Genomic DNA, 22,811 nt, shown 5'->3' with positions numbered 1-22,811 from the left:
GAGAATGGGGGTATGAGTCCTCTGTTCCGCCGCAGTGCCGGCCGCGGTGCCGGTCAAGGAAATCCCGCCGAGCGGGTCGTCACCCTGGTCGGGAAGCCCGGGTGTCATCTCTGTGACGACGCGCGCGCCGTGGTCTCCGCGGTGTGCGGGGAGACCGGCGCGGCCTGGGAGGAGAAGGACATCACCCAGGACTCCGTGCTCAACGAGGCGTACTGGGAGCAGATTCCGGTCGTACTCATCGACGGGGAGCAGCACACCTTCTGGCGGGTCGACCCCGACCGTCTCCGCCGGGCGCTGCGTTCCTGACGCCCCTGACGTTTCTGATGTTCCAGGCGTCCCTGACGTTCCCGAGGGAGAGGCAGGGCGGATGGCGGGCCGGGGGCGGGTGACCGGTCCGCGCGGAGCTTCTCGCGTAAAAGACAGCTACCATCGTGGGCGATTTGAGCGGTCTCGGGGGCGTAAGCGTGAGGAGTGTGTGCGGTTTTGTCCCCTTTGGGATCTCAACGCATCGGACCGGTCAGTGGTTCCGTCAATGTGTCGCCGCAGTGCGTGACCCCGGTCACTTTGCACGGACAAAACGGACACTATCTTTGTGCACGCGTTCACAAAGACATAGCCTGCATTCGACGGGGCGGTCCTGCTGGATGTGGCCGCCTGCAGCCTCGCTCATCCCGCAGGAGCACCGTGGCAACTGGCCGAACTCACCGACCGGCGACCCGTAGCCGAGGAATCCCCGAGGCCACCGTCGCCCGACTTCCGTTGTACCTCCGCGCCCTCACCGGGCTGTCGGAGCGCTCCGTACCCACGGTTTCATCCGAGGAGCTCGCAGCCGCCGCGGGGGTCAACTCCGCGAAGCTGCGCAAGGACTTCTCCTACCTGGGTTCGTACGGGACCAGGGGCGTCGGCTACGACGTCGAATATCTCGTATACCAGATCTCCCGTGAGCTGGGTCTCACCCAGGACTGGCCGGTCGTCATTGTCGGAATCGGTAACCTCGGCGCCGCGCTCGCCAACTACGGCGGATTCGCCTCGCGTGGATTCCGGGTCGCCGCGCTGATCGACGCCGACCCCGCCATGGCCGGGAAGCCGGTGGCCGGGATCCCCGTCCAGCACAGCGACGACCTCGAGAAGATCATCTCGGACAACGGCGTCTCCATCGGCGTCATCGCCACCCCCGCGGGTGCGGCGCAGCCGGTCTGTGAGCGGCTCGTCGCCGCCGGTGTCACCTCGATCCTGAACTTCGCCCCCACCGTGCTCTCGGTGCCGGAAGGCGTCGACGTACGCAAGGTGGACCTCTCCATCGAGCTGCAGATCCTGGCCTTCCATGAGCAGCGGAAGGCGGGTGAGGGGGCGCTCGCCGACCCCGACACCGACGCGCCCCCGGTACGGGGCGCCGCGCACGCGGCCAGTGCGGCCGCCGCCGCGCACACGGTGAACGCCCGCGCGGCCCGCACCGACCGGAAGGGACCCGACGGGGACATGCCCGCCGTGATGCCGGCATGAGTCTTCTGGTCGTCGGAGTAAGCCACCGCAGCGCGCCCGTCAGTGTGCTGGAGCGTGCGGCGCTCTCCGCTGATGCGCAGGCCAAGCTGTTGCAGGACACGCTGGCCGCCGAGCCCGCTGCCGAGGCCGCGACGCTCGCCACCTGCAACCGCATCGAGCTGTACGCCGACGTGGACAAGTTCCACGCGGGCGTCGCCGAGCTGTCCACGCTGCTCGCGCAGCACTGCGGTGTCGGGCTCGAAGAGCTCACTCCCTATCTCTATGTGCACTACGAGGACCGGGCCGTCCACCACCTCTTCTCGGTGGCGTGCGGGCTCGACTCCATGGTCGTGGGTGAGGGCCAGATCCTCGGCCAGATCAAGGACGCCCTCGCGCTCGGCCAGGAACTGCACACCGCCGGGCGGCTGTTGAACGATCTGTTCCAGCAGGCCCTGCGGGTCGGCAAGCGCGCGCACAGCGAGACCGGGATCGACCGGGCCGGACAGTCGGTCGTCACCTTCGGCCTCGAACAGCTCGCCGGTGGCGCGGATGTGGCCGGCTGGGCCCGGGGCAAGCGCGCCCTGGTGATCGGCGCGGGTTCCATGTCCTCGTTGGCCGCCGCGACGCTGGCCCGCGCGGGCGCCGGGGAGATCATCGTCGCCAACCGGACGCAGGCGCGTGCGGAGCGGCTCGCGGAGATCCTCGGCGGCGCCGGGGTGACCGCCTCGGCCGTCCCCATGGACGCAGTCGACGGGGAGCTGGCCCGCGCCGACCTCGTCGTCTCCTGTACGGGGGCGACCGGTCTCGTACTGACCGCGGAATCCGTGGCCCGGGCGCTCGGCGAGGAGTTCACCCCCGCCGGACCGGCTGCCGGGCCGACCGCCGACGCGGTGTCCGACGCGGTCCCCGATGTGCCCGCCGACGCCACGGCGGCCACCGCCGCCGCCCGCGCGGTCGACGCGCTGGAGCAGCACGGCGCCTGGGCCGGTACCGCGGGAGTTGCCGCCCCCCGTCCCGTGCGCCGTATCGCCGCCGCCGACGGTGCCGCCCCGCCGCGGCTCGCCCTGCTCGACCTGGCCATGCCGCGCGACATCGACGCGGGGGTCCACCGCATCAGCGGTGCGCGCCTGGTCGACATCGAGTCGCTGGCCGACGCGTCCGCCGACGCCCCGATGGCCGCCGATGTCGACGCCGTACGGACGATCGTCGCGGACGAGGTCGCGGCGTTCGGCGCGGCCCAGCGGGCCGCCCACATCACTCCGACCGTTGTCGCCCTGCGCACCATGGCCGCCGGCGTCGTCGCCGGTGAGATCGCGCGGCTCGACGGACGCCTTCCCGACCTGGACGACAAGGAGCGCGCCGAGATCTCGCAGACCGTGCGCCGTGTCGTCGACAAGCTCCTGCACGCGCCCACCGTGCGGGTCAAGCAGCTCGCGAGCGAGCCCGGCGGCGCCGGGTACGCGGACGCGCTGCGGGAACTCTTCGACCTCGACCCGCTGACGGTCGCGGCCGTGAGCAGGGCCGATCTGACCGACCTGAGCAACACAGACGTCAAGAACCGAGGGCGGGCATGACCGATGCCTTGAGGCTGGGGACCAGGCGCAGCAAGCTCGCCATGGCGCAGTCAGGACAAATCGCCGAGGCGGTGCGGCAGATCACCGGTCGCCCCGTGGAACTCGTCGAGATCACCACGTACGGGGACACCTCCCGTGAGCACCTCGCGCAGATCGGCGGGACCGGTGTCTTCGTCACCGCCCTGCGCGATGCGCTGCTGAGCGGCGAGGTCGACTTCGCCGTGCACTCGCTGAAGGATCTGCCGACCGCCGAGCCGGACGATCTGGTGCTGGCCGCGATCCCGGTCCGTGAGGACCCCCGGGATGTGCTGATCGCGCGGGACGGGCTGACCTTCGAGCAGCTGCCGGACGGCGCCCGCGTGGGCACCGGCTCACCGCGCCGGATGGCACAGCTCAACGCGTACGCCCGTAACCACGGGATGCGCATCGAGACCGTGCCGATCCGCGGCAACATCGACACCCGCATCGGATTCGTCCGCAGCGGGGAGCTGGACGCGGTGGTTCTCGCCGCGGCCGGGCTCCACCGTGTCGGCAGGGCCGACGAAGTGACCGAGTACCTGCCGGTCGACATCATCTTGCCCGCCCCCGGCCAGGGGGCCCTGGCGGTCGAGTGCGCGGCATCCCGCGCTGATCTCACCGCCCAGCTCGCGGAGCTCGACGACCCGTACACCCGGGCCGCCGTCACCGCCGAGCGATCCCTGCTCGCCGCCTTGGAGGCCGGTTGCAGTGCGCCTGTTGGTGCACTGGCCGACGTCCTGGCCGACGGGCAGGCTGTCACCGAGATGCGCCTGCGCGGCGTCGTCGGCTCGACCGACGGCTCCTCGCTGGTGCAGCTGTCCACCACCGGTCCCGTACCCACGTCGCACGAAGGCAATGAGGCGCTCGGACGCGAACTCGCGTCCGAGATGCTGGCCAAGGGTGCGGCCGGTCTTATGGGGGAGCGAGCACGATGAACCCCACCTCGTCGAACCTGCCAGCCGCCCTTCCCGCGCACGGGCACGTCACCTTCCTCGGTGCCGGACCCGGGGATCCGGGACTTCTCACACTGCGTGCTGTCGAAGCGCTCGCGAGTGCGGACGTACTGATCGCCGAGCCACATGTGCTCGACGTCGTACGCAGCCATGCCAGAGCGACCGTAAGCACGCCTCAGCTGACGGTTGTTGACGAAGCGTCAACAGCCGCCGGAATCCCGGCCATCCGAGATGCGGGCAATCTTGTCATGGAGGCCGCACGGGGTGGCAGGCGGGTCGTCCGTGCTGTCACCGGGGATCCCGGACTCGACGGCAACTCCGGCGAGGAGATGCTGGCCTGCGCATCCGCGGGCATCCCGTTCGAGGTCGTCCCGGGCGTCTCGACCGCGGTGGGCGTCTCCGCGTACGCCGGTGTGCCGCTGCGTGACGCGCAGGGCACCGACGTCCGCTTCGTCGACGCCCGTACGGCATCCGACCGCTGCTGGAGCGAGGTCGGCGCGAGCGACGCGACCGCGGTCGTCTCCACGACGCTCGACACGGTCGGCGCCGCCGCCGGTGAACTGGTCGCGGCGGGCCGCAAGCCCGACACCCCGATGTCCGTCACCGTCGCAGGCACCACCACCCGCCAGCGCACCTGGTCCGCGACGCTCGGCACGGTCGCCCAGGTACTCAAGCAGGCCAAGGTGCTCCCGTCGCCGGACGGACACCAGCCGGTCATAGCCGTGGTCGGCGAGCGCAGCTCGGCCGCCCGGCGCGACCAGTTGTCGTGGTTCGAGTCGAAGCCGCTCTTCGGGTGGCGGGTGCTCGTTCCGCGTACGAAGGAGCAGGCGGCCTCGCTCTCCGACCAGCTTCGTTCGTACGGCGCCGTGCCGCACGAGGTCCCCACCATCGCCGTCGAACCGCCGCGCACCCCGCAGCAGATGGAGCGCGCGGTCAAGGGCCTGGTCACGGGACGCTACGAGTGGATCGCCTTCACCAGCGTGAACGCCGTCAAGGCGGTCCGGGAGAAGTTCGAGGAGTACGGGCTCGACGCCCGTGCCTTCGCGGGGATCAAGGTCGCCGCCGTGGGCGAGCAGACCGCGGCCTCGCTGGTCGAGTTCGGCGTCAAGCCCGACCTCGTACCGAGCGGTGAGCAGTCGGCCGCCGGTCTCCTGGAGGACTGGCCGCCGTACGACCCGGTCTTCGACCCGATCGACCGTGTCTTCCTGCCGCGCGCCGACATCGCCACCGAGACCCTGGTGGCCGGGCTCATCGAGCTGGGCTGGGAGGTCGACGACGTCACCGCCTACCGCACGGTGCGCGCGTCGCCGCCGCCGGCCGACACCCGTGAGGCGATCAAGGGCGGCGGTTTCGACGCGGTCCTCTTCACCTCTTCGAGCACGGTCCGCAACCTCGTGGGGATCGCGGGCAAGCCGCACAACGTGACGGTCATCGCCTGTATCGGTCCCGCCACGGCCAAGACGGCCGAGGAGCACGGGCTGCGGGTGGACGTGCTCTCGCCGGAGCCCTCGGTGCACAGACTCGCGGAGGCGCTCGCGGAGTTCGGCGCGCAGCGCCGCGAGGCGGCCAGGGAGGCAGGCGAGGCGGTCACCCGTCCCAGCGAACGCCGCCCCGGCGGCCGCAGGCGGCGCACCACCTGACGGGCCTGCGCCCGGCGGCCCACCCGTGCGAGCGGGGGGCCGGAGGGCGCAGACTTGGGGGCGCGGAGCCGCGTGGTCCGGGAGCGTGGGGCCCGGTGATCCGCAGCCGGAAGAACCGAATAGTTCGAAGAGGTAACTGAGGATGACTGTGTACGGATCTTTCCCCGGCGCCCGTCCGCGGCGGCTGCGCACCACCCCGGCGATGCGCCGCATGGTGGCCGAGACGCAGGTCCGCCCGGCCGATCTGATCCTGCCCGCCTTCGTGCGGGAGGGGATCGGGGAGCCGGTGCCGATCACGGCGATGCCGGGCGTTGTCCAGCACACCCGCGACACCCTGCGGAAGGCGGCCGTCGACGCCGTCTCCGCGGGTGTCGCCGGGATCATGCTCTTCGGTGTCCCCGATGACGACAAGAAGGACGCCATCGGCACGGCGGGCACGGACCCGGAGGGCATCCTCCAGGTGGCGCTGCGCGATGTGCGCTCCGAGGTCGGCGACGACCTGGTGATCATGTCCGACCTGTGCCTCGACGAGACCACCGACCACGGCCACTGCGGGGTCCTGGACGAGTCGGGCCGGGTCGACAACGACGCGACGCTGGAGCGGTACGCCGAGATGGCGCAGGTCCAGGCCGACGCGGGCGCCCATGTGGTGGCCCCCAGCGGCATGATGGACGGCCAGGTCGGCGTGATCCGGGACGCGCTGGACACGATCGACAAGGAGGACGTGTCGATCCTCGCCTACACGGTGAAGTACTCGTCCGCCTTCTACGGCCCGTTCCGCGAGGCGGTCGGCTCCTCGCTGCGGGGCGACCGCAAGACGTACCAGCAGGACCCGGCGAACGCCCGGGAGGCGCTGCGCGAGCTGGAGCTGGACCTCGCCGAGGGCGCCGACATGGTCATGGTCAAGCCGGCCGGACCGTACCTGGACATCCTGGCGAAGGTCGCGGATTCGGTGTCCGTGCCGGTGGCCGCGTACCAGATCAGCGGTGAGTACTCGATGATCGAGGCGGCCGCGGAGAAGGGCTGGATCGACCGGGACCAGGCGATCCTGGAGAGCCTGACCGGTATCAAGCGGGCGGGCGCGAACATGATCCTCACGTACTGGGCGACGGAGGTCGCGGGCCGGCTCTGAACGGTCGCGTGCGGGAACTGAACGGGAAATGGAACGGGCCACGGTGACGTGGCCCGTTTTTTCACCGCCGCTGATCCGGTACGGATACTTCCCGGCCGGGTCCGTGCTGAGGGAAGTCCGCAGCGAAGTCCGCACAGAAGTCCGCAGGGGTGGCGGTGGCCAGTGCGGTCACCGCCGCTCGTGCCGTGGCCAGTGAGTCCGCCGCCAGCGGGAGGTGCGGGGCCAGGTGCGGGACAAGCCCGGCCATGGTCATCTCGGCGCTGATGAAACTCATGTCCTCCTCGGCTATCCCCTGCTCGCCGAAGTACGTCCGCAGGCAGGGCGTCTGGAAGTCCCATGCTTCCCGCGGAGTGCCGGGGCCGTAGGCGCCGCCCCGAGTGGAGACCACCACCACCCTGGTGCCGCGCAGCAGGTTGTCCCCGGTGTCCGGGTCGGTGAACACACCGGGGAACCCGGCCCGGTCGATCCAGGCCTTCAGCAGGGCGGATACCGAGTAGTTGTACATCGGGGCACCGATCAGCACCGTGTCGGCCGCCAGCAGCTCGGTGATCAGCGGGCGGGTCAGCGCCCACTCCCGCTCCTCCGCCGGATCGCGGATCCAGGCGCCGACGTCGGCCAGGGCGGGAAGACCGTTCTGCTCCAGCCGCCGCCCCAGCGTGCAGTAGGCGGTGTCGAGCGGTGGTACGGGGTCGGCGGCCAGGTCCCGGTACCGGTACCCGGCCGAACCGTGCCGGGCCCGCCAGGTCTCCGCGAACAGCGCGGTCAGCTGCCTGCTGACCGAGTCACTGGAACGATTGGCGCTGGAATCCAGATGCAGCAGGCACGGCATCGTCGGTTCTCCTGTCACTTCACCGGGGTTGTGTCCGTCATGGAGCTGACGGTCCAGGACGAGGAAAGGTGACCAGTGATCGAGCACGATGAGCTGGCGGAACGTTTCGAGGCGCAGCGCGGCCTGCTCCAGGCAGTTGCCTACCGGATGCTCGGCTCGAGGAGCGAGGCGGAGGACGCCGTACAGGAGACCTGGCTGCGGCTGGGCCGTACCGATGCCGGCAGTGTCGACAACCTGACGGGCTGGCTGCGGACGGTGGTGACCCGCATCTGCCTCGACATGCTGCGTTCCCGTACGTCACGGCGGGAGGAACTCACCGAGCACCAGGTGCTCGACCAGGTTTCTGAGCCCGCCCGGGGAAGCCGGCCGGAGGACGAGGCCGTGCTGGCCGACTCGGTGAGCCGTGCGCTGCTCGTGGTGCTGGACACCCTTGAGCCCGCCGAACGCGTCGCCTTCGTGCTGCACGACATGTTCGCCGTGCCCTTCGACCGGATCGCTCCCATCGTGGAGCGCACACCCGCCACCACCAAGAAGCTCGCCAGCCGCGCTCGCCGCAAGGTGCGGGGCACCCCCGTGATCCCGGCGGAGGAACTGACCCGCCACCGGGAGGTCATCTCCGCTTTCCTGTCGGCCGCGCGGGCCGGTGACCTCACCGGCATCCTCGCGGTGCTGGCCCCCGACGTGGTGCGCCGCTGCGACCCCGCCGCGCTGGCGCCGGGCATGGCCGCCGAGGTCCGCGGCGCCCGGGCCGTGGCGGAGGGGACGGTGCACTTCGCCCGCAGGTCGCAGGCCGCCGAACTGGCCCTGGTCGACGGCGCGGTGGGCGTCGTGGTGGCGCCGCACGGTCAGCTGCTGTTCGCGCTCACCTTCACCATCGAGGAGGACAGGATCGCCGCGTACGAGGTGATCGCCGGTCCCGCACGTCTCCGGCGGCTCAGCCTCGCCGTCCTGGCCGGGTGAGGGGGACCGGCGGTCCGGCGGCTCCCCTCACCCCGGAGTCGGCGGCCCGGCGGCGGCGGAGAGCCGGACGAAGTGATGGCCGGACGCCAGGAGTTGGGGGACCGCGGTGGCGATTCCCTCGGCTGTGCCGCCCGTTGGCTGGTTCATGTGGCCGATCACGATCGAGCCCGGCCGGGCGGCCACGACGGTGGTGTGGACCTGTTCGGGGGTGAAGGTCGCACCGCCGTCGCCGTTGACCGTGAAACTCACCGGGCGTTCTCCCACGGCGCCCACGATGCGGGACGCGACATCGTCGTAGTACGCGGTCCCGGACCGGAAGTAGCGGGGCGCGCTGCCGAGCAGCCGGGTGAGTTTGCGGTGGTTGCCCGCGACCTCGTCGAAGACCTCGCCCGCGTCGCGCGTTCCGGGGATGCCGTACGCGGAGCGGCCCGACACCGACAGCGGGCGGTGCCGGGTTCCGTGGTTGGCGATCTCGAAGAGCGGATCGCCCGCGAGCCGGCGGAAGACCGCTGGATTGGTGTCGATCCAGCGGGAGTTGATGAACAGCGTCGCCGGTACCTTCTTCGACCGGAGGAAGTCGATCAGGTCCTGGTCGTAACCGCTGCCCCCGGGGCCTCCGCACGCGTCGAAGGTCAGCGCGATGGCCCGCTGGGACCGGGGCAGGGACGGAGGCAGGGCGGTCAGGACACCCGGTGCGTCGAAGCCCCAGGTCGTCGGGGGTGCCGAGCCGTACCGGGCGACCACCGCCGCACGGGTCATCGCGGGCGACGCGGGGTCGGGTGCGGCCCGGCGGCCTGCGTAAGCGGTGCGGCTCGGCCGTTCGATGTCCGACGGGGTGGTCGGCGTCGACGTCGGGAGCGATGCCCCCGCCGAGTCGGACCTGGTGTCACATCCCGCCAGCCCGGCACCGGCCAGTGCGGCAATGACGGCCCGACGAGTCAATGACACGTGCCCCTACCCATCCCGTTTCACACCACGATGCCTGGCTCCTGAGTGCGAGTCGGATCATGCTATGAATCCGGGCAGGTGGGGTGCTCCGACACTCCGTGCGCTGTGGAGTCCACCCGTACCGGAGTGTCCGACCGGACTAGCCGGCCGTCGGGCCCGAGCCGGTCTCGCGTACGGACGCGAACAGGGTGCGCGCCTTCGTGCCGTCCGGGAGCAGCATGTTCCCTGTGACGTGGCCCAGGTCCCCGGGCGATGCGGCCTGGCCGGGGCGGACCACCCGGTTGACGTGGAGGGTCAGTCCGGCACCGGAGGTGTTGGCCGTCCGTACGCGTACGTCGGTGCCGTCCGTGTCGCTGGTCACCGCCGCGATCCCGGTCGCCACGGGGTGCTCCCGGCCGGTGAAATGCCCCTCGACGGTCGGGTCCGGGGTGTTGCTGATGCTCTGCTCCTGCGGCACGGCCGCGCCGGCCATCAGAGCGACCAACTGGGCGACGAGCACCGGGTCGTGGGCGCCGTCGTACACCCAGCGTGTGCCGAGCACCCCGTGCTCGGGGGTGGCGATGAGCGCGTCGTCGCCGGCCCCTTCGAGCGGCGCTCCCCGGTAGCTGCACGGCATCTGGTACGTGACGGGCTTGTCCCCTGACACGTCGGTGACCAGCATGAACTCGATCCCGACCGCGCCGGTCGGGTCGTCGAGACGGTAGCCGCCCGCCTGGTCCAGCTCGGGCTTGCCGCCTGCGCCGCCGAGGTACCAGGGCTGCTGGGGCAGCCAGGAGGTGAGCAGCTCCAGCTTGGTGGGGCTCAGTGTGGTGCGGTGGACGACAGCCATGTCTTCGGTCCCTCTCCCGTCGGCGTGCTGCTGTCATCCTGCCACTGGCGCGGGACGGATCAGGGGGTTCCGGTGCTGGTGGCGAACGTGGCGAACGTGGCGAACGTGGCGAACGTGGCGAACGTGGCGAACGTGGCGAACGCGGACCAGGCGGCGGGGGTGAGGGTGAGGCTGGGGCCGGTGGGGTTCTTGGAGTCCCGGACGTGGATGGCGGCGGGGTGGGCGGCTACTTCGAGGCAGGCGCCGCCTTCGCTGCCGCTGTGGCTGGACTTGCGCCAGGTGTACGCGAGCTCGACGCAATTGCCGCCCTGTTCGGTGCTGTAACTGGACTTGAACCACTTCTGTGCGGTGCTCATTACTCTCCTAGCAGCCGGTCCAACAGACCCTTAGTCTCTTCAGGGTTGAGAGCCTGCGCCCGCAGCATCGCACATTTACGTTCGAGGATGCTGACCTCATCCGGGTCGGAAATCAGTTGGCTTCCGCGCTGAGTTTCTGTGTATGCCAAGTGCTGGTGGTCGGAGGTTTCGATGAGCACGAAGGGGCCAGACAAACCGGCATGGTGTTGGCGGCCGATCGGCATGACCTGGATGGTGACGCCCGGCAGATCGGAACTGGCGCGAAGATGGCGTAGTTGTTCAATGCGGACCGCATCGCCACCAAGACGGTCGACCAACGCCACCTCGGAGACGGTGAAACTGAGGCCGGGAGGGTCCGGCTGGCGCAGAATCTCTTGTCGCTCAATGCGCGTTGTAGCACGTTGAGTGATCTTGTCCTCGCTGGGGGCCGGGATGTCATTGGTGAACACCGCACGGGCGTAGCCCTCGGTCTGGAGCAGTCCAGGAATCACCTGGTTCTCGTAGAACGACAGCGCAAGCGCGTCCCGCTCCAGGTCCATGTACTGCTCCGCCCACGCCGGGATCAGGTCGATCTCCGGCATGTTCGCCACCGCGACCGCCAGCGCCCCCTTCGTATCCAGTACCCGGTCGAAGATCTCCGCGTAGTCCGGTTTCAGGGGGCGGCGCCCCTGCTCGATCGAGGCGATGGTCTCGCAGTCCAGGCCCACGAGTTCCGCCAGCGCGTTCTGGGTCAGGCGGGCGCTGGTGCGGAACTGCGCCAGTACGGCGCCCACCAGTCGCATGGCCGACGCGTTCTTCCTCGGACGTTTCCTGGGGTGCATGATGTCGAACTCCCCCCGTCGCTCAGCTCGTTATGCGCGCACGACCCGTACGGGCATTTTGTACGGGTCGACGCACTGCGTCAGCTTAGCCACGGACAGTGACAGTCGTCCCATGGATGTCGAGACTCAACACCCCCTGCTCCGGGAGCGGTTCTACCGGCGGGAGCGCAGGTCCGTAGGGGCGGCCCGGGAGTTCACCCGTAGCGCCCTCACCGACTGGGAGGCGGCCGCGCGGGCGGACGAAGTGCTGCTCTGTGTGAGCGAACTGGCGACGAACGCGGTGGTGCACGGCGTTCCGCCCGGCCGGGGATACCGGCTTCAGCTCCGGTCGTACGGGGACGGGCTGCTCCGGTGGAAGTGCACGACAGCGGCGACGGCACCCCGCGCGTCGCGGCCGTGGCCGGGCGAACGGAAGCGGATGAGTCCGGGCGGGGGCTGGTGCTCGTGGAGGCGCTGGCGGACCGGTGGGGCGTGACCGGCCGCAGTCCGGGCAAAGTCGTGTGGTGCGAGTTCGACTGAACGGTTCCGGACGGGTACGGCGTGCCTGAGCCGCACCGCGTGGGGTGCGGTGCGGCTCAGGCACGCCGTGGCGTGGGTGGGCTCAGATGCCGACCGGGCTGACGAAGGTGCCGGGGTGGGTGGCGCCGGACTGGTCCAGGATGGCGCCGCCGTACGGCCAGTCGAGGGTGACGTGGGTGGTCTCGTTGGGCGGGGTGATCAGGACCTTGCTCGGGACGAACGGCTTGGTGTCCTTGGAGTCGGCGGGGATGGCCAGGAGCATGATGCTGATCGAGGCCGTGCTCTCTCCCGGGTGCAGGGTCATGGTGCTCGGGGTGTCCGATGAGCGGCGCAGGTCCCATGCCTCACCGGTCTTGCTGACGAGGCGGACGCCCGGGAAACCGCGCAGGGTGCAGGTGCTGTCGCCGCGGTTCGTGAGCTTGATCGAGGCGACCTGCTGGTCGGTGGAGTCGTTCATGTCCGGGGCGGCACCGTGCGGGCCGCCCCAGTCGTAGCCCAGGTCGATGGTGTGGCAGCGGCTGCTCCCGCTGGTGGAGGCGGAGACGGGGGCGGGGTTCACGGCGTCGGTCCGCGAGCCCTTCTGGGCCATCGACTTCACCTTGTGCTGGGCGGAGCCCTCGGCGGCGTTTCCGGAGCCGCTGGTGCCGCTCTGGGCCTTGTCCTGCGATCCGCCCTGCGCCGTGGAGGACGAGTCCTGGCCGGTGCCGGCCTGGGCGCTGGTCTTGGAGGCCGCCGATCCGGAGGACGAGTCGCACGCGGCGGCGCCGGCGCCTACAGCGATGACAGCCAGTACGGCGGCGGCACTGCGGGCGACTCGGTTCAGCTTGGCGGTCATGATTCCCCTTTTCCAGCGCCGGTTTCGGTACCGGCGTCCTCCGTGGCGAGTGCGTCTTACGGAAAGTGAGATGCGCCGCCCGGCGGGGGAAGTTCTCGCGAGACTGTCCGGAAGGTGTAACGCCGTGTAACAGCCGACGGCCCCTCTCCGCTCTCCTCCTACTGCGGGGCGAACGCCGCGAGCTGGGGGTCGACCGGGGCGTCCGTCAGCCGGTTGGCGAAGGTCGAGAGGGTGTACGTACCGATACCGAGGACCACCTCCAGGGCGTTCTGGACGGTGTAGCCCTGGGCCAGGAACGCCTGGCGGACGGGGTCCCCGACGGCCCCCGCGGTGGCCAGTACCTCCAGGGTGAAGACGCGCAGTGCCTCCAACTTCCCGTCGGCGAGCGGCTGCTGGGTGCGCAGGGCCTCGATGAGGGCGGCGTCCGTGCCCATCGCGGTGAGCTTCGCCGTGTGCATGGCCACGCAGACGTGGCACTCATTGCGGGTGGCGATCGTGAGGATGAGGACCTCGCGGTCCAGCTGGGAGAGGGTGGTCGACTCGAAGATCCCGCTGAGCTTAAGGAAGCCGTCGAGGGTCTCGGGGGAGGTGGCCATCCGGGCCACGGGCGACGGCAGATAGCCGAGGCGGTCGGTGGTGGCCTGCATGGCGCGGCGGGCCGCTGCGGGGGCGGACTCGACCGTGTGGTCGGGGAAGGCGGTGACTGACACAGGTGGTCCTTCGCTCTAAACTCGACAATGTGATTGACGAAAACGTAAACCAGGTTGTCGAAATGTGCAACGCCGGGCCGCACGATGGCTGAGCCCGGAGCTGGAGTGGGGGCCGGAGCCGGGGCCGGGCGCGGGTACGAGCTGCCGATGCTGCTCTTCGCCGGGTTCCGCTCGGCCATCGATCAGTTGCACGCGCGCCTGGCCGAGGAAGGGCACCCGGACGTGCGCCCCGCGTACGGCTTCGCGCTCCAGGCGATCGGGGCGCGGGGCGCCACGGCGAGCGAGGTGGGCCGGCGGCTCGGGGTCTCCAAGCAGGCGGCGGGCAAGACCGTTGAGCGCCTTGAGGAGCTGGGGTACGCCGAGCGGGCGGCCGACCCCGCCGACGGGCGGCGCAAGCTGGTGCTGCTCACCCCTCGCGGGATGGAGGTGCTGGTGCGGTCGGGCCAGATCTTCGACGAGCTGTACGCGCAGTGGGCACGGGTCCTGGGCGCGGAACGGCTCGCCGGGCTTGAGTCCGACCTGCGGGCGCTGGTGCCGGGGGCGGTTCCGGACGGCGGCTTCCGGGTGGATGTGGCGGGGTGGTTCGGGGGGTGAGGACCGACCAGCCCCAACCGGGGGAGCCCCACCCGGGGGCCGTCGGACGCAGGAATGCCGACGCCGGAATACCCCGATGACGGAACGCCCCGGCCCCCGGGGGAGGGGAGCCAGGGCGTCAGGTGCCGGGGCGGTGGCCGCCGGCCTGGTTACCAGTGGAGAGCGGCGGACTGCGTGGTCTGCCAGTACGAGACGGCGGCGGTGTCGTTGACCCACGTCTTGCCGGGGACCTTGAGAGAGGCCGTGGGGCCGACCGAACCCGCCATGGCGCGGCCCTCGAAGTTGAGGGACATCTGCTTGGCCCAGTGGCCGCTGTCGCCTGCGCCGTAGGTGCGGACACCGGCGTACGCCGACTGGCCGGGGTTCAGCGTGACGACGGCCTGCGGCTGGCTGTCCTCCACGATCTGGACGGTCGACTGCGGGTGGTCGAAGCCGATGAGCGGGGCGCCGTAGGCGTAGCAGGGGGTCTTGCCCGTGTTGGTGGACTTGATCAGCAGATGGCCGGCGGGGCGGCTGGAGAGCGCGGTCTTGGTGTTGGCCGGGGTGCAGGTGACGATCTTCGGCGCCTTGGCCGGGGCGGCGGAAGCGGTGGCGGCCGACATGCCGGTGAGAGCGAGCGCGGCGATCAGGCCGGTGGCGGCTGCGCCGATGATGCGGGTGCGGCGGACGTTCATGGTGATGCTCCTCATGGGGCTGTGCAGGGCGGTGAGTGTGCGCGGTCCGTGCGATCTGTGCGATCTGTACCGGCCGCAAAGTTCAGAGATGGCTGATGAGCAGGAAGACCGTCGTCGCCGACAGGGCCAGTACGACCAGCGCGAATGCGTCCACCAGGCTCAGTCCGCATCCGTGCCGGAGTCGGTTGAACACGAACTCAGCTTGTGGGGTGGCTGATTCGAGCTGCAATCGTTCCCGGACCATTGGGGACGCTGGAACGGCTGCGCGTACTCTGACCTGGGGAGAGGGGACGTCCCTGGAACGCTTTCCTGGAACGTCTTCCGGGATGAGGAACGAGGGGAACGGTGGCCGTGGGCTCCGAGACCGAGGAATTCGCGGCACTGCTCCGTGAGCTGAAGAGCCGTTCGGGGCGCAGCTACGGCACCTTGGCCGCCAAGCTCCATATGAGTACGTCCACGGTGCACCGGTACTGCAACGGTGACGCTGTCCCGACCGAGTACGCGCCGGTCGAGCGGTTCGCCCGGCTGTGCGGGGCGAACCCGGACGAGTTGATCGCGCTGCACCGGCGCTGGCTGCTGGCCGACGCGGCCCGGCGGCGGCCCAAGGACACGGCGGCGCCCAGGGCCGCGGAAGCGGCGCAGGAACCCGGACCGGGACCGGAAGGGGCGCAGGAACCGGAAGGGGAAGCCGTTCCGGAGACCGCGCCCGCGTCCGCCCCCGCATCCGGCCCCGCCCCCGCCCCCGAAGCCGCTCCGGAGACGGTGCCCGCTCCCGACCCCGGCCCCACCCCCCGCAAGGGCAGACGGCTCTGGCTGGCCGGGGCGGCCGTCGTGGCCGTCGCGGTGGCCGTCCCGGTGTCGGTGGCCGTCAGTAACGCGGGATCCGCGTCCCCGGACCACCGGGCTTCCGCAGGGGTCTCGCACGGGGCGCCGCACACGGACTCACCGACGGGCACCCCCGGAGCCACGGCGACGAAGCGGCCGGAACAGTCCCCGGACCCCTCCGCTTCCACGACCCCGTCCCCGTCCGGCAGCCACCGGGCGTCGGACGACGGTGGCGCACTGGGCGCCGACGGCCGCAGTGTCCCCGCCGTACCGCTGACGGTGAACGTCCGGCCGTACGTCTGGGACAGCCCGTGCAGCCAGTCGTATCTGGTGGACCGGCCGGCCGCGAAGATGCCGCCGCCCCCGGCCGAGCAGGACGCCGCGAGCTGGGCCGCCGCGCTGGGCGGGGTCTCCAGCGGCGGTGCGCGGATCGAGCTGTCCGTGCAGGGCAAGACGTCGGACGCGGTGGTGCTCCAGGCCCTGCACGTGCGGATCGTGGAGCGTCACGCGCCGCTCGCCTGGGCCTCGTACGCGATGGGTGACGGCTGCGGTGGCGGACTCACCCCGGCCGGATTCGATGTGAACCTGGACACCGGGACCCCGCTGGCGGACCCGGTCGCCGGAGTGCAGGGCGACCGTAAGGTCCCGGCCACCGACTTCCCGTACAGGGTGTCCACCACCGACCCGCAGGTGCTGGAGATCAACGCCCGCACCGCGGCGCACGACGTCAGCTGGTACCTGGAGCTCCAGTGGAGCAGCGGCAGCCGGCACGGCACGATCCGCATCGACGACCACGGCAGGCCGTTCCGCGCGAGCAGCGCGGAGGGGCGGCCCCGGTACGTGCACCCGCTCGGCGGGGACGCCTGGGAGCCGCCCCTCCAGTGAAGGTGAAGCGCGGACGCTCCGGGGCCGCCGGCTCCTACAGCCGCTCGGGCGTCCGGATGCCCAGCAGCGCCAGACCCTGGCGCAGGGTGCGGGCGGTCAGCTCGCAGAGGAACAGCCGGTTCTCGACCTGCTCCGGGGTTCCGGCCTTGAGGACCGGGCACTCGGCGTAGAACGTCGTGTAGTGCGAGGCCAGTTGGTAGAGGTACGCGGCCAGCTTGTGCGGCTCGTACGCGGCGGCGACCTCGGCGAGTACCTCCGCGAACTGGTCCAGGTGCAGCCCCAGTGAGCGCTCCGCCGGTGCCAGCTCCAGCTCCGGATGCGCGACCGGCTTCGCGCCACCCGACAGCCGCAGGATCGACTGGATACGGGCGTACGCGTACTGGATGTACACGCTGGTGTCACCGGTGAGCGACACCATCTGGTCCAGGTCGAACTTGTAGTCGCGGGCCGCCGACGTGGACAGGTCCGCGTACTTCACCGCGCCGATGCCGATCTGCGCACCGTTCTCGACGATCTCGGCCTCGGTGAGCCCGACCTTCTCGTTGTTCTTCTCCCGCACGACGGCCGTCGCGCGCTCGATCGCCTCGTCCAGGAGGTCCACCAGACGCACCGACACGCCCGCCCGGGTCTTGAACGGCTTGCCGTCCTTGCCGAGCACCGTGCCGAACGCCAGCTGTACGGGCTTGGCCTCACCGCTGCCGTCGCCACCGCCATCGCCGATCTCCAGCCAGCCCGCCCGGCGGGCCGTCTCGAAGACCATCTTGAAGTGCAGCGACTGCCGGACGTCCACCACGTACAGCAGGGCGTCCGCCTTGAGCTCCTGCACCCGGTTGCGGATCGCCGAGAGGTCGGTGGCCGCGTAGCCGTAGCCGCCGTTCGTCTTCTTCACGATGAGCGGGACCTGATTGCCGTCCGGGCCCTTCACATCGTCGAAGAAGACACAGAGCGCGCCCTCGGACCGCACCGCGACACCGGACTCCTCCAGGAGACGGCAGGTCTCCTCCAGCATGTCGTTGTACCCGGACTCGCCGACGATGTCCGCGTCCTCGATGTCCATGTCCAGCTTGTTGAAGACCGAGTAGAAGTAGATCTTCGACTCGTCCACGAACCGCTGCCAGTGCGCCAGCGTCTCGGGGTCCCCGGCCTGGAGGGCCACGACCCGGTCCCGTGAACGCGCCTTGAACTCCTCGTCGGAGTCGAAGACCGCCCGCGAGGCCTTGTACAGCCGGTCGAGGGAGGACATGGCGGCCTCGCCGTCCTCCTTCGCGCCCTCGTGGTCCAGCTCGTGCGGGTGCTCCATCAGGTACTGGATGAGCATCCCGTACTGGGTGCCCCAGTCCCCGATGTGGTGGCGGCGGATCACCGTCTCGCCGCCGAACTCCATGATCTTCGCCATCGCGTCGCCGATCACGGCCGACCGCAGATGCCCGACGTGCATCTCCTTCGCCACGTTCGGCTGGGCGTAGTCGATGACCGTGGTGCCCGCCTGCGCGGCGTACGGCACACCGAGCCGGGCGTCGGCCGCCCGAGCCGCGAGGGTCTCGGTGATCGCCCGGTCGGTGAGCGTGATGTTCAGGAAGCCGGGGCCCGAGACCTCGATGTCCTTGATCAGGTCATTGGCCGGGAGCGCTGCCGTGACCGTGGCCGCCAGCTCGCGCGGGTTGCCCTTCAGCTTCTTCGCCAGGGCCAGGATCCCGTTGGCCTGGAAGTCGGCCCGGTCGCTTCGGCGCAGCAGCGGGTCCGCGGCACCGGCATCCGGCAGAGCTGCCGTCAGGGCGTCCGCGAGGTGCTGCTGGAGCGTCGAAGCGAGGGAATTGACCGAGACTGGCTCAGGCATGGGGCCGACTGCCGTTCCATAGAGGTACAAGAGATCAGGCACAAGTATCCCATGGCTGTCCCACGGCCTGGAAAGCCGTTTTCACTCTCCCGGAGGGACCTGGGAGAATGGCAGTCGCCCTTGTTCGAAGGCGTACGAGAAAGAAGGACGTGCCGATCGTGGCTCAGAGCACCGAGACCGACTGGGTCTCCCGTTTCGCGGACGATGTCATCGCCGAATCGGAGCGCCGTGCCCCGGGCGCGAAACACTCTGGCGCCGCCGCACCGGTGGTCGTCGTCGCGTCCGGCCTCTCCCCTTCGGGCCCGATCCACCTGGGCAACCTGCGCGAGGTGATGACCCCGCACCTGGTCGCCGACGAGATCAGGCGGCGCGGGTACCAGGTGCGCCACCTCATCTCCTGGGACGACTACGACCGGTACCGCAAGGTGCCGAACGGCGTCCCCGGCATCGACGCGTCCTGGGCCGAGCACATCGGCAAGCCCCTCACATCGGTGCCCGCCCCGGCCGGGTCCGCGTACCCGAACTGGGCCGAGCACTTCAAGGCCGCCATGGTCGAGGCGCTCGCCGAGCTGGGCGTCGAGTACGACCCGATCAGCCAGACCGAGCAGTACCTCGCGGGCACCTACCGCGAGCAGATCCTGCACGCCATGAAGCACCGCGCCGACATCGACGCGATCCTCGACCGGTACCGCACCAAGAAGGACCCGGCCAAGCAGGGCGCCGCAGGCGGAAAGCAGAAGCAGAAGCAGGGCCAGAAGCCGCTCGACGAGGCCGAGATCGAGGCCGCCGAGGGGTCGGGCGCAGCCGACGAGGACGACGGCAGCAGCGGCGCCACCGGCTACTACCCCTACAAGCCCTACTGCGGCGTGTGCGAGAAGGACCTCACCACGGTCACCTCGTACGACGACGACACGACCGAGCTCGCCTACACCTGCACCGCGTGCGGGCACTCCGAGACCGTCCTGCTCAGCGAGTTCAACCGCGGAAAGCTGGTCTGGAAGGTCGACTGGCCGATGCGCTGGGCCTACGAGGGCGTCGTCTTCGAGCCCAGTGGCGTCGACCACTCCTCGCCCGGCTCCTCGTTCGTCGTCGGCGGACAGATCGTCCGCGAGATCTTCGACGGCGTGCAGCCGATCGGGCCGATGTACGCGTTCGTCGGCATCAGCGGCATGGCCAAGATGTCGTCGTCCAAGGGCGGCGTGCCCACCCCGTCCGACGCGCTGAAGATCATGGAGGCACCGCTGCTGCGCTGGCTGTACGCGCGGCGCAGGCCCAACCAGTCCTTCAAGATCGCCTTCGACCAGGAGATCCAGCGGCTCTACGACGAGTGGGACAAGCTGGAGTCCAAGGTCGCCGACGGCTCGGCGCTCCCCGCCGACGCCGCCGCGCACACCCGTGCCGCCCGCACGGCCGAGCGTGAACTCCCGCGCACCCCGCGCCCGTTGCCGTACCGCACGCTCGCATCCGTCGCGGACATCACGGCCGGGGCCGAGGACCAGACGCTGCGCATCCTCAGCGAACTGGACCCGGCGAACCCGATCGCCTCGCTCGACGACGTACGCCCCCGGCTCGACCGCGCCGAGAACTGGATCACCACCCAGGTCCCGGCCGAGCAGCGCACGCTGGTGCGCGCGGAGCCGGACACGGAGACCCTGGCCGCCCTCGGCGACCAGGACCGCGAGTCGCTGCGGCTGCTCATCGAGGGTCTCGACACGCACTGGTCCCTGGACGGTCTGACGACGCTCGTCTACGGCGTACCGAAGGTCCAGGCCGGCTTCGAGCCGGACGCCAAGCCCACCCCGGAGCTGAAGGTCGCCCAGCGCACCTTCTTCGCCCTGCTCTACCAGCTGCTGGTCGGCCGCGACACCGGGCCGAGGCTGCCCACGCTGCTGCTCGCCGTCGGCGCGGACCGGGTGCGGAAGCTGCTCGCGGCCTGAGGCAAGAGTGACGGGGGCCGTCGCCGGGTTCTTCCTGGCGACGGCCCCCGTCACTCTGCGCAGCCCGGTTACGCGATGTGCTCCGCGTCCAGCTCCTCCGCGTAACGCTGCTGGAAGCGGGCGAGGTACGGACGGAGCGAACTGTCGCTCAGGGTCTCGCTGTTGCGGCCCGTGACGCCGTACAGATCCTTCAGGTACCGGCCGAACTGACGCACCGTCGGGACCTCGTTGTTCTCGCTGATGAACTTCCGGTAGGCCCCGAAGTACGCGTCCTCGCGGGACACGTCCTCCGGCAGCCCCTGCACCTCGGGGCTGTCCGCCTCGGTGGTGTCGGCAGCCTCGTCGGTCTCACCGGCCGGGTTCGCCTCGGTGCGCGGCCCGGGGATCACACCGCCGAGGGGGCGCGAGCCGCCCGCTCCGGTGGGGACCATGACCTGCGCGGGGTCGGGGGACCCGGCGGCGTCCGGCCCGTCGTGTCCGTCGTACTGCCCGGCCTGCTGGTGCTGATCGTGCTGCGGGCCGTGGCCCTGCTGCGGGTACGGGGCGTCGTACCCCTGCTCGTAACCCTGCTGGTACTCCGGCTCGTAACCCTGCTGCTCATAACCCGGCTCATAACGCTGCGGGTACTGCTGGTCGTACGCGGGCTCGTACGCCGGGTCGTAGGTGCCCGTGTACGCCTCCTGCGAGACCTGCGGCGCCGCGAACCACGGGCTCTCGTGCGTGGCCGGCGGCTCCTGCTCCCACTCCTGGCCGGTGGGGGCCGACGGGGCCTGCGCCTCCCGGGAGGGCGCCACGGCGGGGCCCGCAGCCGTGGTCCCCGCTTCCAGGGCGGGCGCCGGAGGCAGCAGCGCCGGTTCGATGCCGGCCGCGGCCAGCCCGGACGGGGCCGTCTCCGCGAGCGGGACCCCGTACCTCGCCAGCCGCAGCGGCATCAGCGACTCGATCGGCGCCTTGCGCCGCCACGCCCGCCCGAACCGCGCCTGGAGCCGCGCCTGATAGATCAGCCGGTCCTGTTCGAGCTTGATGACCTCGTCGTACCTGCGCAGCTCCCACAGCTTCATCCGGCGCCACAGCAGAAACGTGGGGACCGGCGCGAGCAGCCAGCGGGTGAGGCGCACGCCCTCCATGTGCTTGTCGGCCGTGATGTCGGCGATCCGGCCCACCGCGTGGCGCGCCGCCTCGACACAGACCACGAACAGCACCGGGATCACCGCGTGCATCCCGGTGCCCAGCGGGTCCGGCCAGGCCGCGGCGCCGTTGAAGGCGATCGTCGCGGCCGTCAGCAGCCACGCGGTCTGGCGCAGCAGCGGGAACGGGATACGGATCCAGGTCAGCAGCAGATCCAGCGCGAGCAGCACACAGATCCCCGCGTCGATACCGATCGGGAAGACCGTCGAGAAGGCGCCGAAGCCCTTCTCCTGGGCGAGTTCGCGCACGGCCGCGTAGGAACCCACGAAACCGATCCCGGCGATGATCACCGCGCCCGCGACCACGACGGCGATGAGTATCCGGTGCGTGCGTGTCAGCTGCGTCGCGGCCACCCGCGGTCCCCTCCTGAATTCGACATCCGGCGGGCACAGCCTGGCACATGTGTACGGACGGCGTTGCGCGGGTACGCCCGGAGCCCGGTCCCCGAGGGGGCCGGGCTCCGCAGGCGGGTACCCGAAGGCGCTTGCCGGGACTACTTGTTGGCTGAGGCCACCGAGGCCACCGCCGCCTTGGCCGCGGTCTGCGCACCCTTCGACATGTCGTCGGCCGAAGGGGACTTGAGGCCCTCGTAACCGGCACCGTTCTGGTTGACGGTGGTGATGACGTTCTGCGAACGCGTGACGACCACGGCGTAGATGAAGTCCGCGTCGGTCTTGCGCTGTTCGTAGGTGACCGTGGTCGCCTCGTCGCCGATGCCCGGCGTGGTCACGGTCTTGACGTTCTTCGCGCCGTCCGTCGCCTTCACGTCGGCCACTGCCTTGGCGTACTGGTCCTGCGCGCGCTTCTGCCCGCTGCCCAGGACGCTGTCGGAGTCGAAGCGCAGATACGAGACGGAGAGCCAGCGGTACTGGGAGCCCTTGGTGCCCTTGCTCTCCAGGCCGTTCCAGGAACAGCCGGCGCGGGCCGACAGGTCGGTCGACTTGACCTCGGTGCCGGACTTGTCCTTCGCCTTGGGAACCAGGTCCGAGACGGTCTTCGCCGGGATCGACTTACAGGCGTCGGGAAGCTTGGCGTACACCGCCTTCGCGACGGTCGGGGACGCCGACGCGCTGGGCGCGGGGGAGGAGCTGGAGTTCTTCTTGCCGCTGGAGCCGGAGTCCGACGAGCAGCCGGCGACGACGAGCATCACGGGGACGGCTGCACAGGCGAGAAGGCGGGTGAGTCGCGGGGCTGATCGGTGCATGGTTCCTTCACTCAAGTGTCGTACGGGTCGTATGTGTATTACGGGCCCGTACGGGTTGTAT

The 22,811-nt window shown here is 70.5% G+C and carries 21 protein-coding genes and 1 pseudogene; 11 read left to right on the top strand and 11 right to left on the bottom strand.

Annotated elements, in window-relative coordinates:
• Nucleotides 1-12 precede the first annotated feature (12 nt).
• From OG210_RS11755 to hemB, 6 genes are all read left to right on the top strand, one after another.
• Complete coding sequence (locus OG210_RS11755; RefSeq protein WP_328329812.1) at nt 13-306, top strand: glutaredoxin family protein; 294 nt, start codon at nt 13-15, stop codon at nt 304-306.
• A 378-nt stretch (nt 307-684) separates the two neighbouring features.
• A complete protein-coding gene (locus OG210_RS11750) occupies nt 685-1,503 on the top strand; it encodes a redox-sensing transcriptional repressor Rex (RefSeq protein WP_328329814.1) in 819 nt (272 codons plus the stop codon).
• Nucleotides 1,500-3,056, top strand: a complete 1,557-nt coding sequence (locus tag OG210_RS11745; RefSeq protein WP_328329816.1) for a glutamyl-tRNA reductase — start codon at nt 1,500-1,502, stop codon at nt 3,054-3,056. The genes OG210_RS11750 and OG210_RS11745 overlap by 4 nt, the downstream gene beginning before the upstream one ends.
• Entirely contained in the window at nt 3,053-4,009 is a 957-nt protein-coding gene (gene hemC / locus OG210_RS11740) for a hydroxymethylbilane synthase (protein ID WP_328329818.1), read from the top strand. The genes OG210_RS11745 and hemC overlap by 4 nt, the downstream gene beginning before the upstream one ends.
• On the top strand, nt 4,006-5,667 hold the full coding sequence (locus OG210_RS11735; protein ID WP_328329820.1) for a bifunctional uroporphyrinogen-III C-methyltransferase/uroporphyrinogen-III synthase: 1,662 nt from the start codon (nt 4,006-4,008) through the stop codon (nt 5,665-5,667). The genes hemC and OG210_RS11735 overlap by 4 nt, the downstream gene beginning before the upstream one ends.
• A gap of 142 nt (nt 5,668-5,809) precedes the next feature.
• Nucleotides 5,810-6,799 carry a porphobilinogen synthase gene (hemB, locus tag OG210_RS11730; protein WP_328329822.1) on the top strand — a complete coding sequence of 330 codons (990 nt, stop codon included), beginning with the start codon at nt 5,810-5,812 and terminating at the stop codon, nt 6,797-6,799.
• Between the two features lie 61 nt (nt 6,800-6,860).
• On the opposite strand, the gene OG210_RS11725 is transcribed toward hemB, so the two are convergent.
• Nucleotides 6,861-7,628, bottom strand: coding sequence for an NAD(P)H-dependent oxidoreductase (locus OG210_RS11725; protein WP_328329824.1), 768 nt, complete (start codon nt 7,626-7,628; stop codon nt 6,861-6,863).
• A 75-nt stretch (nt 7,629-7,703) separates the two neighbouring features.
• Between OG210_RS11725 and OG210_RS11720 the strand changes: the two genes are divergently transcribed.
• The gene (locus OG210_RS11720) at nt 7,704-8,588 is read left to right on the top strand and encodes a sigma-70 family RNA polymerase sigma factor (protein ID WP_371536226.1); all 885 of its coding nucleotides are present in this window, start codon (nt 7,704-7,706) and stop codon (nt 8,586-8,588) included.
• Between the two features lie 27 nt (nt 8,589-8,615).
• Here the strand turns inward: OG210_RS11720 and OG210_RS11715 are convergent, their stop codons facing one another.
• The 4 genes from OG210_RS11715 to OG210_RS11700 all read right to left on the bottom strand — a co-directional run bounded on the left by OG210_RS11715 (nt 8,616) and on the right by OG210_RS11700 (nt 11,503).
• The gene (locus OG210_RS11715) at nt 8,616-9,536 is read right to left on the bottom strand and encodes a polysaccharide deacetylase family protein (protein ID WP_371536223.1); all 921 of its coding nucleotides are present in this window, start codon (nt 9,534-9,536) and stop codon (nt 8,616-8,618) included.
• A gap of 139 nt (nt 9,537-9,675) precedes the next feature.
• Complete coding sequence (locus tag OG210_RS11710) at nt 9,676-10,365, bottom strand: 1,4-alpha-glucan branching protein (protein ID WP_371536220.1); 690 nt, start codon at nt 10,363-10,365, stop codon at nt 9,676-9,678.
• 59 nt (nt 10,366-10,424) lie between these two features.
• On the bottom strand, nt 10,425-10,721 hold the full coding sequence (locus OG210_RS11705; RefSeq protein WP_371536216.1) for a DUF397 domain-containing protein: 297 nt from the start codon (nt 10,719-10,721) through the stop codon (nt 10,425-10,427).
• Nucleotides 10,721-11,503 (bottom strand): Scr1 family TA system antitoxin-like transcriptional regulator, encoded by a 783-nt coding sequence (locus OG210_RS11700; protein ID WP_371536213.1) that lies wholly within the window; start codon nt 11,501-11,503, stop codon nt 10,721-10,723. Before OG210_RS11700 ends, OG210_RS11705 begins: the two co-directional genes overlap by 1 nt.
• A 151-nt stretch (nt 11,504-11,654) precedes the next feature.
• Here OG210_RS11700 and OG210_RS11695 point away from each other — a divergent pair.
• Nucleotides 11,655-12,061 (top strand): annotated as a pseudogene (locus OG210_RS11695) (ATP-binding protein).
• Between the two features lie 82 nt (nt 12,062-12,143).
• Here OG210_RS11695 and OG210_RS11690 read toward each other — a convergent pair.
• Together OG210_RS11690 and OG210_RS11685 are read right to left on the bottom strand one after the other, a co-directional pair.
• Complete coding sequence (locus tag OG210_RS11690) at nt 12,144-12,896, bottom strand: DUF4232 domain-containing protein (RefSeq protein ID WP_328329838.1); 753 nt, start codon at nt 12,894-12,896, stop codon at nt 12,144-12,146.
• Nucleotides 12,897-13,054: 158 nt separating this feature from the next.
• Nucleotides 13,055-13,606 carry a carboxymuconolactone decarboxylase family protein gene (locus OG210_RS11685; RefSeq protein WP_328329840.1) on the bottom strand — a complete coding sequence of 184 codons (552 nt, stop codon included), beginning with the start codon at nt 13,604-13,606 and terminating at the stop codon, nt 13,055-13,057.
• 84 nt (nt 13,607-13,690) lie between these two features.
• Here OG210_RS11685 and OG210_RS11680 point away from each other — a divergent pair, with 84 nt between their 5' ends.
• A complete protein-coding gene (locus OG210_RS11680) occupies nt 13,691-14,200 on the top strand; it encodes a MarR family winged helix-turn-helix transcriptional regulator (protein WP_371536209.1) in 510 nt (169 codons plus the stop codon).
• Nucleotides 14,201-14,349: 149 nt separating this feature from the next.
• Here the strand turns inward: OG210_RS11680 and OG210_RS11675 are convergent, their stop codons facing one another.
• Nucleotides 14,350-14,874, bottom strand: coding sequence for a DUF4232 domain-containing protein (locus tag OG210_RS11675; RefSeq protein WP_328329844.1), 525 nt, complete (start codon nt 14,872-14,874; stop codon nt 14,350-14,352).
• Between the two features lie 351 nt (nt 14,875-15,225).
• Here OG210_RS11675 and OG210_RS11670 point away from each other — a divergent pair, with 351 nt between their 5' ends.
• Nucleotides 15,226-16,584, top strand: coding sequence for a helix-turn-helix domain-containing protein (locus tag OG210_RS11670; protein WP_371536206.1), 1,359 nt, complete (start codon nt 15,226-15,228; stop codon nt 16,582-16,584).
• A gap of 34 nt (nt 16,585-16,618) precedes the next feature.
• On the opposite strand, the gene argS is transcribed toward OG210_RS11670, so the two are convergent.
• The gene (gene argS, locus OG210_RS11665) at nt 16,619-18,421 is read right to left on the bottom strand and encodes an arginine--tRNA ligase (protein ID WP_328329848.1); all 1,803 of its coding nucleotides are present in this window, start codon (nt 18,419-18,421) and stop codon (nt 16,619-16,621) included.
• Nucleotides 18,422-18,570: 149 nt separating this feature from the next.
• Here argS and lysS point away from each other — a divergent pair, with 149 nt between their 5' ends.
• A complete protein-coding gene (gene lysS / locus OG210_RS11660) occupies nt 18,571-20,358 on the top strand; it encodes a lysine--tRNA ligase (protein ID WP_328329850.1) in 1,788 nt (595 codons plus the stop codon).
• 68 nt (nt 20,359-20,426) lie between these two features.
• Here the strand turns inward: lysS and OG210_RS11655 are convergent, their stop codons facing one another.
• Nucleotides 20,427-21,899, bottom strand: a complete 1,473-nt coding sequence (locus OG210_RS11655; RefSeq protein WP_328329852.1) for a DUF2637 domain-containing protein — start codon at nt 21,897-21,899, stop codon at nt 20,427-20,429.
• A gap of 140 nt (nt 21,900-22,039) precedes the next feature.
• Nucleotides 22,040-22,750, bottom strand: coding sequence for a DUF3558 domain-containing protein (locus OG210_RS11650; RefSeq protein ID WP_328329854.1), 711 nt, complete (start codon nt 22,748-22,750; stop codon nt 22,040-22,042).
• Between the last annotated feature and the right edge of the window lie 61 nt (nt 22,751-22,811).

The sequence above is a fragment of the Streptomyces sp. NBC_00466 genome (assembly GCF_041433995.1).
GTDB lineage: Bacteria > Actinomycetota > Actinomycetes > Streptomycetales > Streptomycetaceae > Streptomyces.
This window is presented reverse-complemented; position numbering and strand designations above follow the sequence as displayed.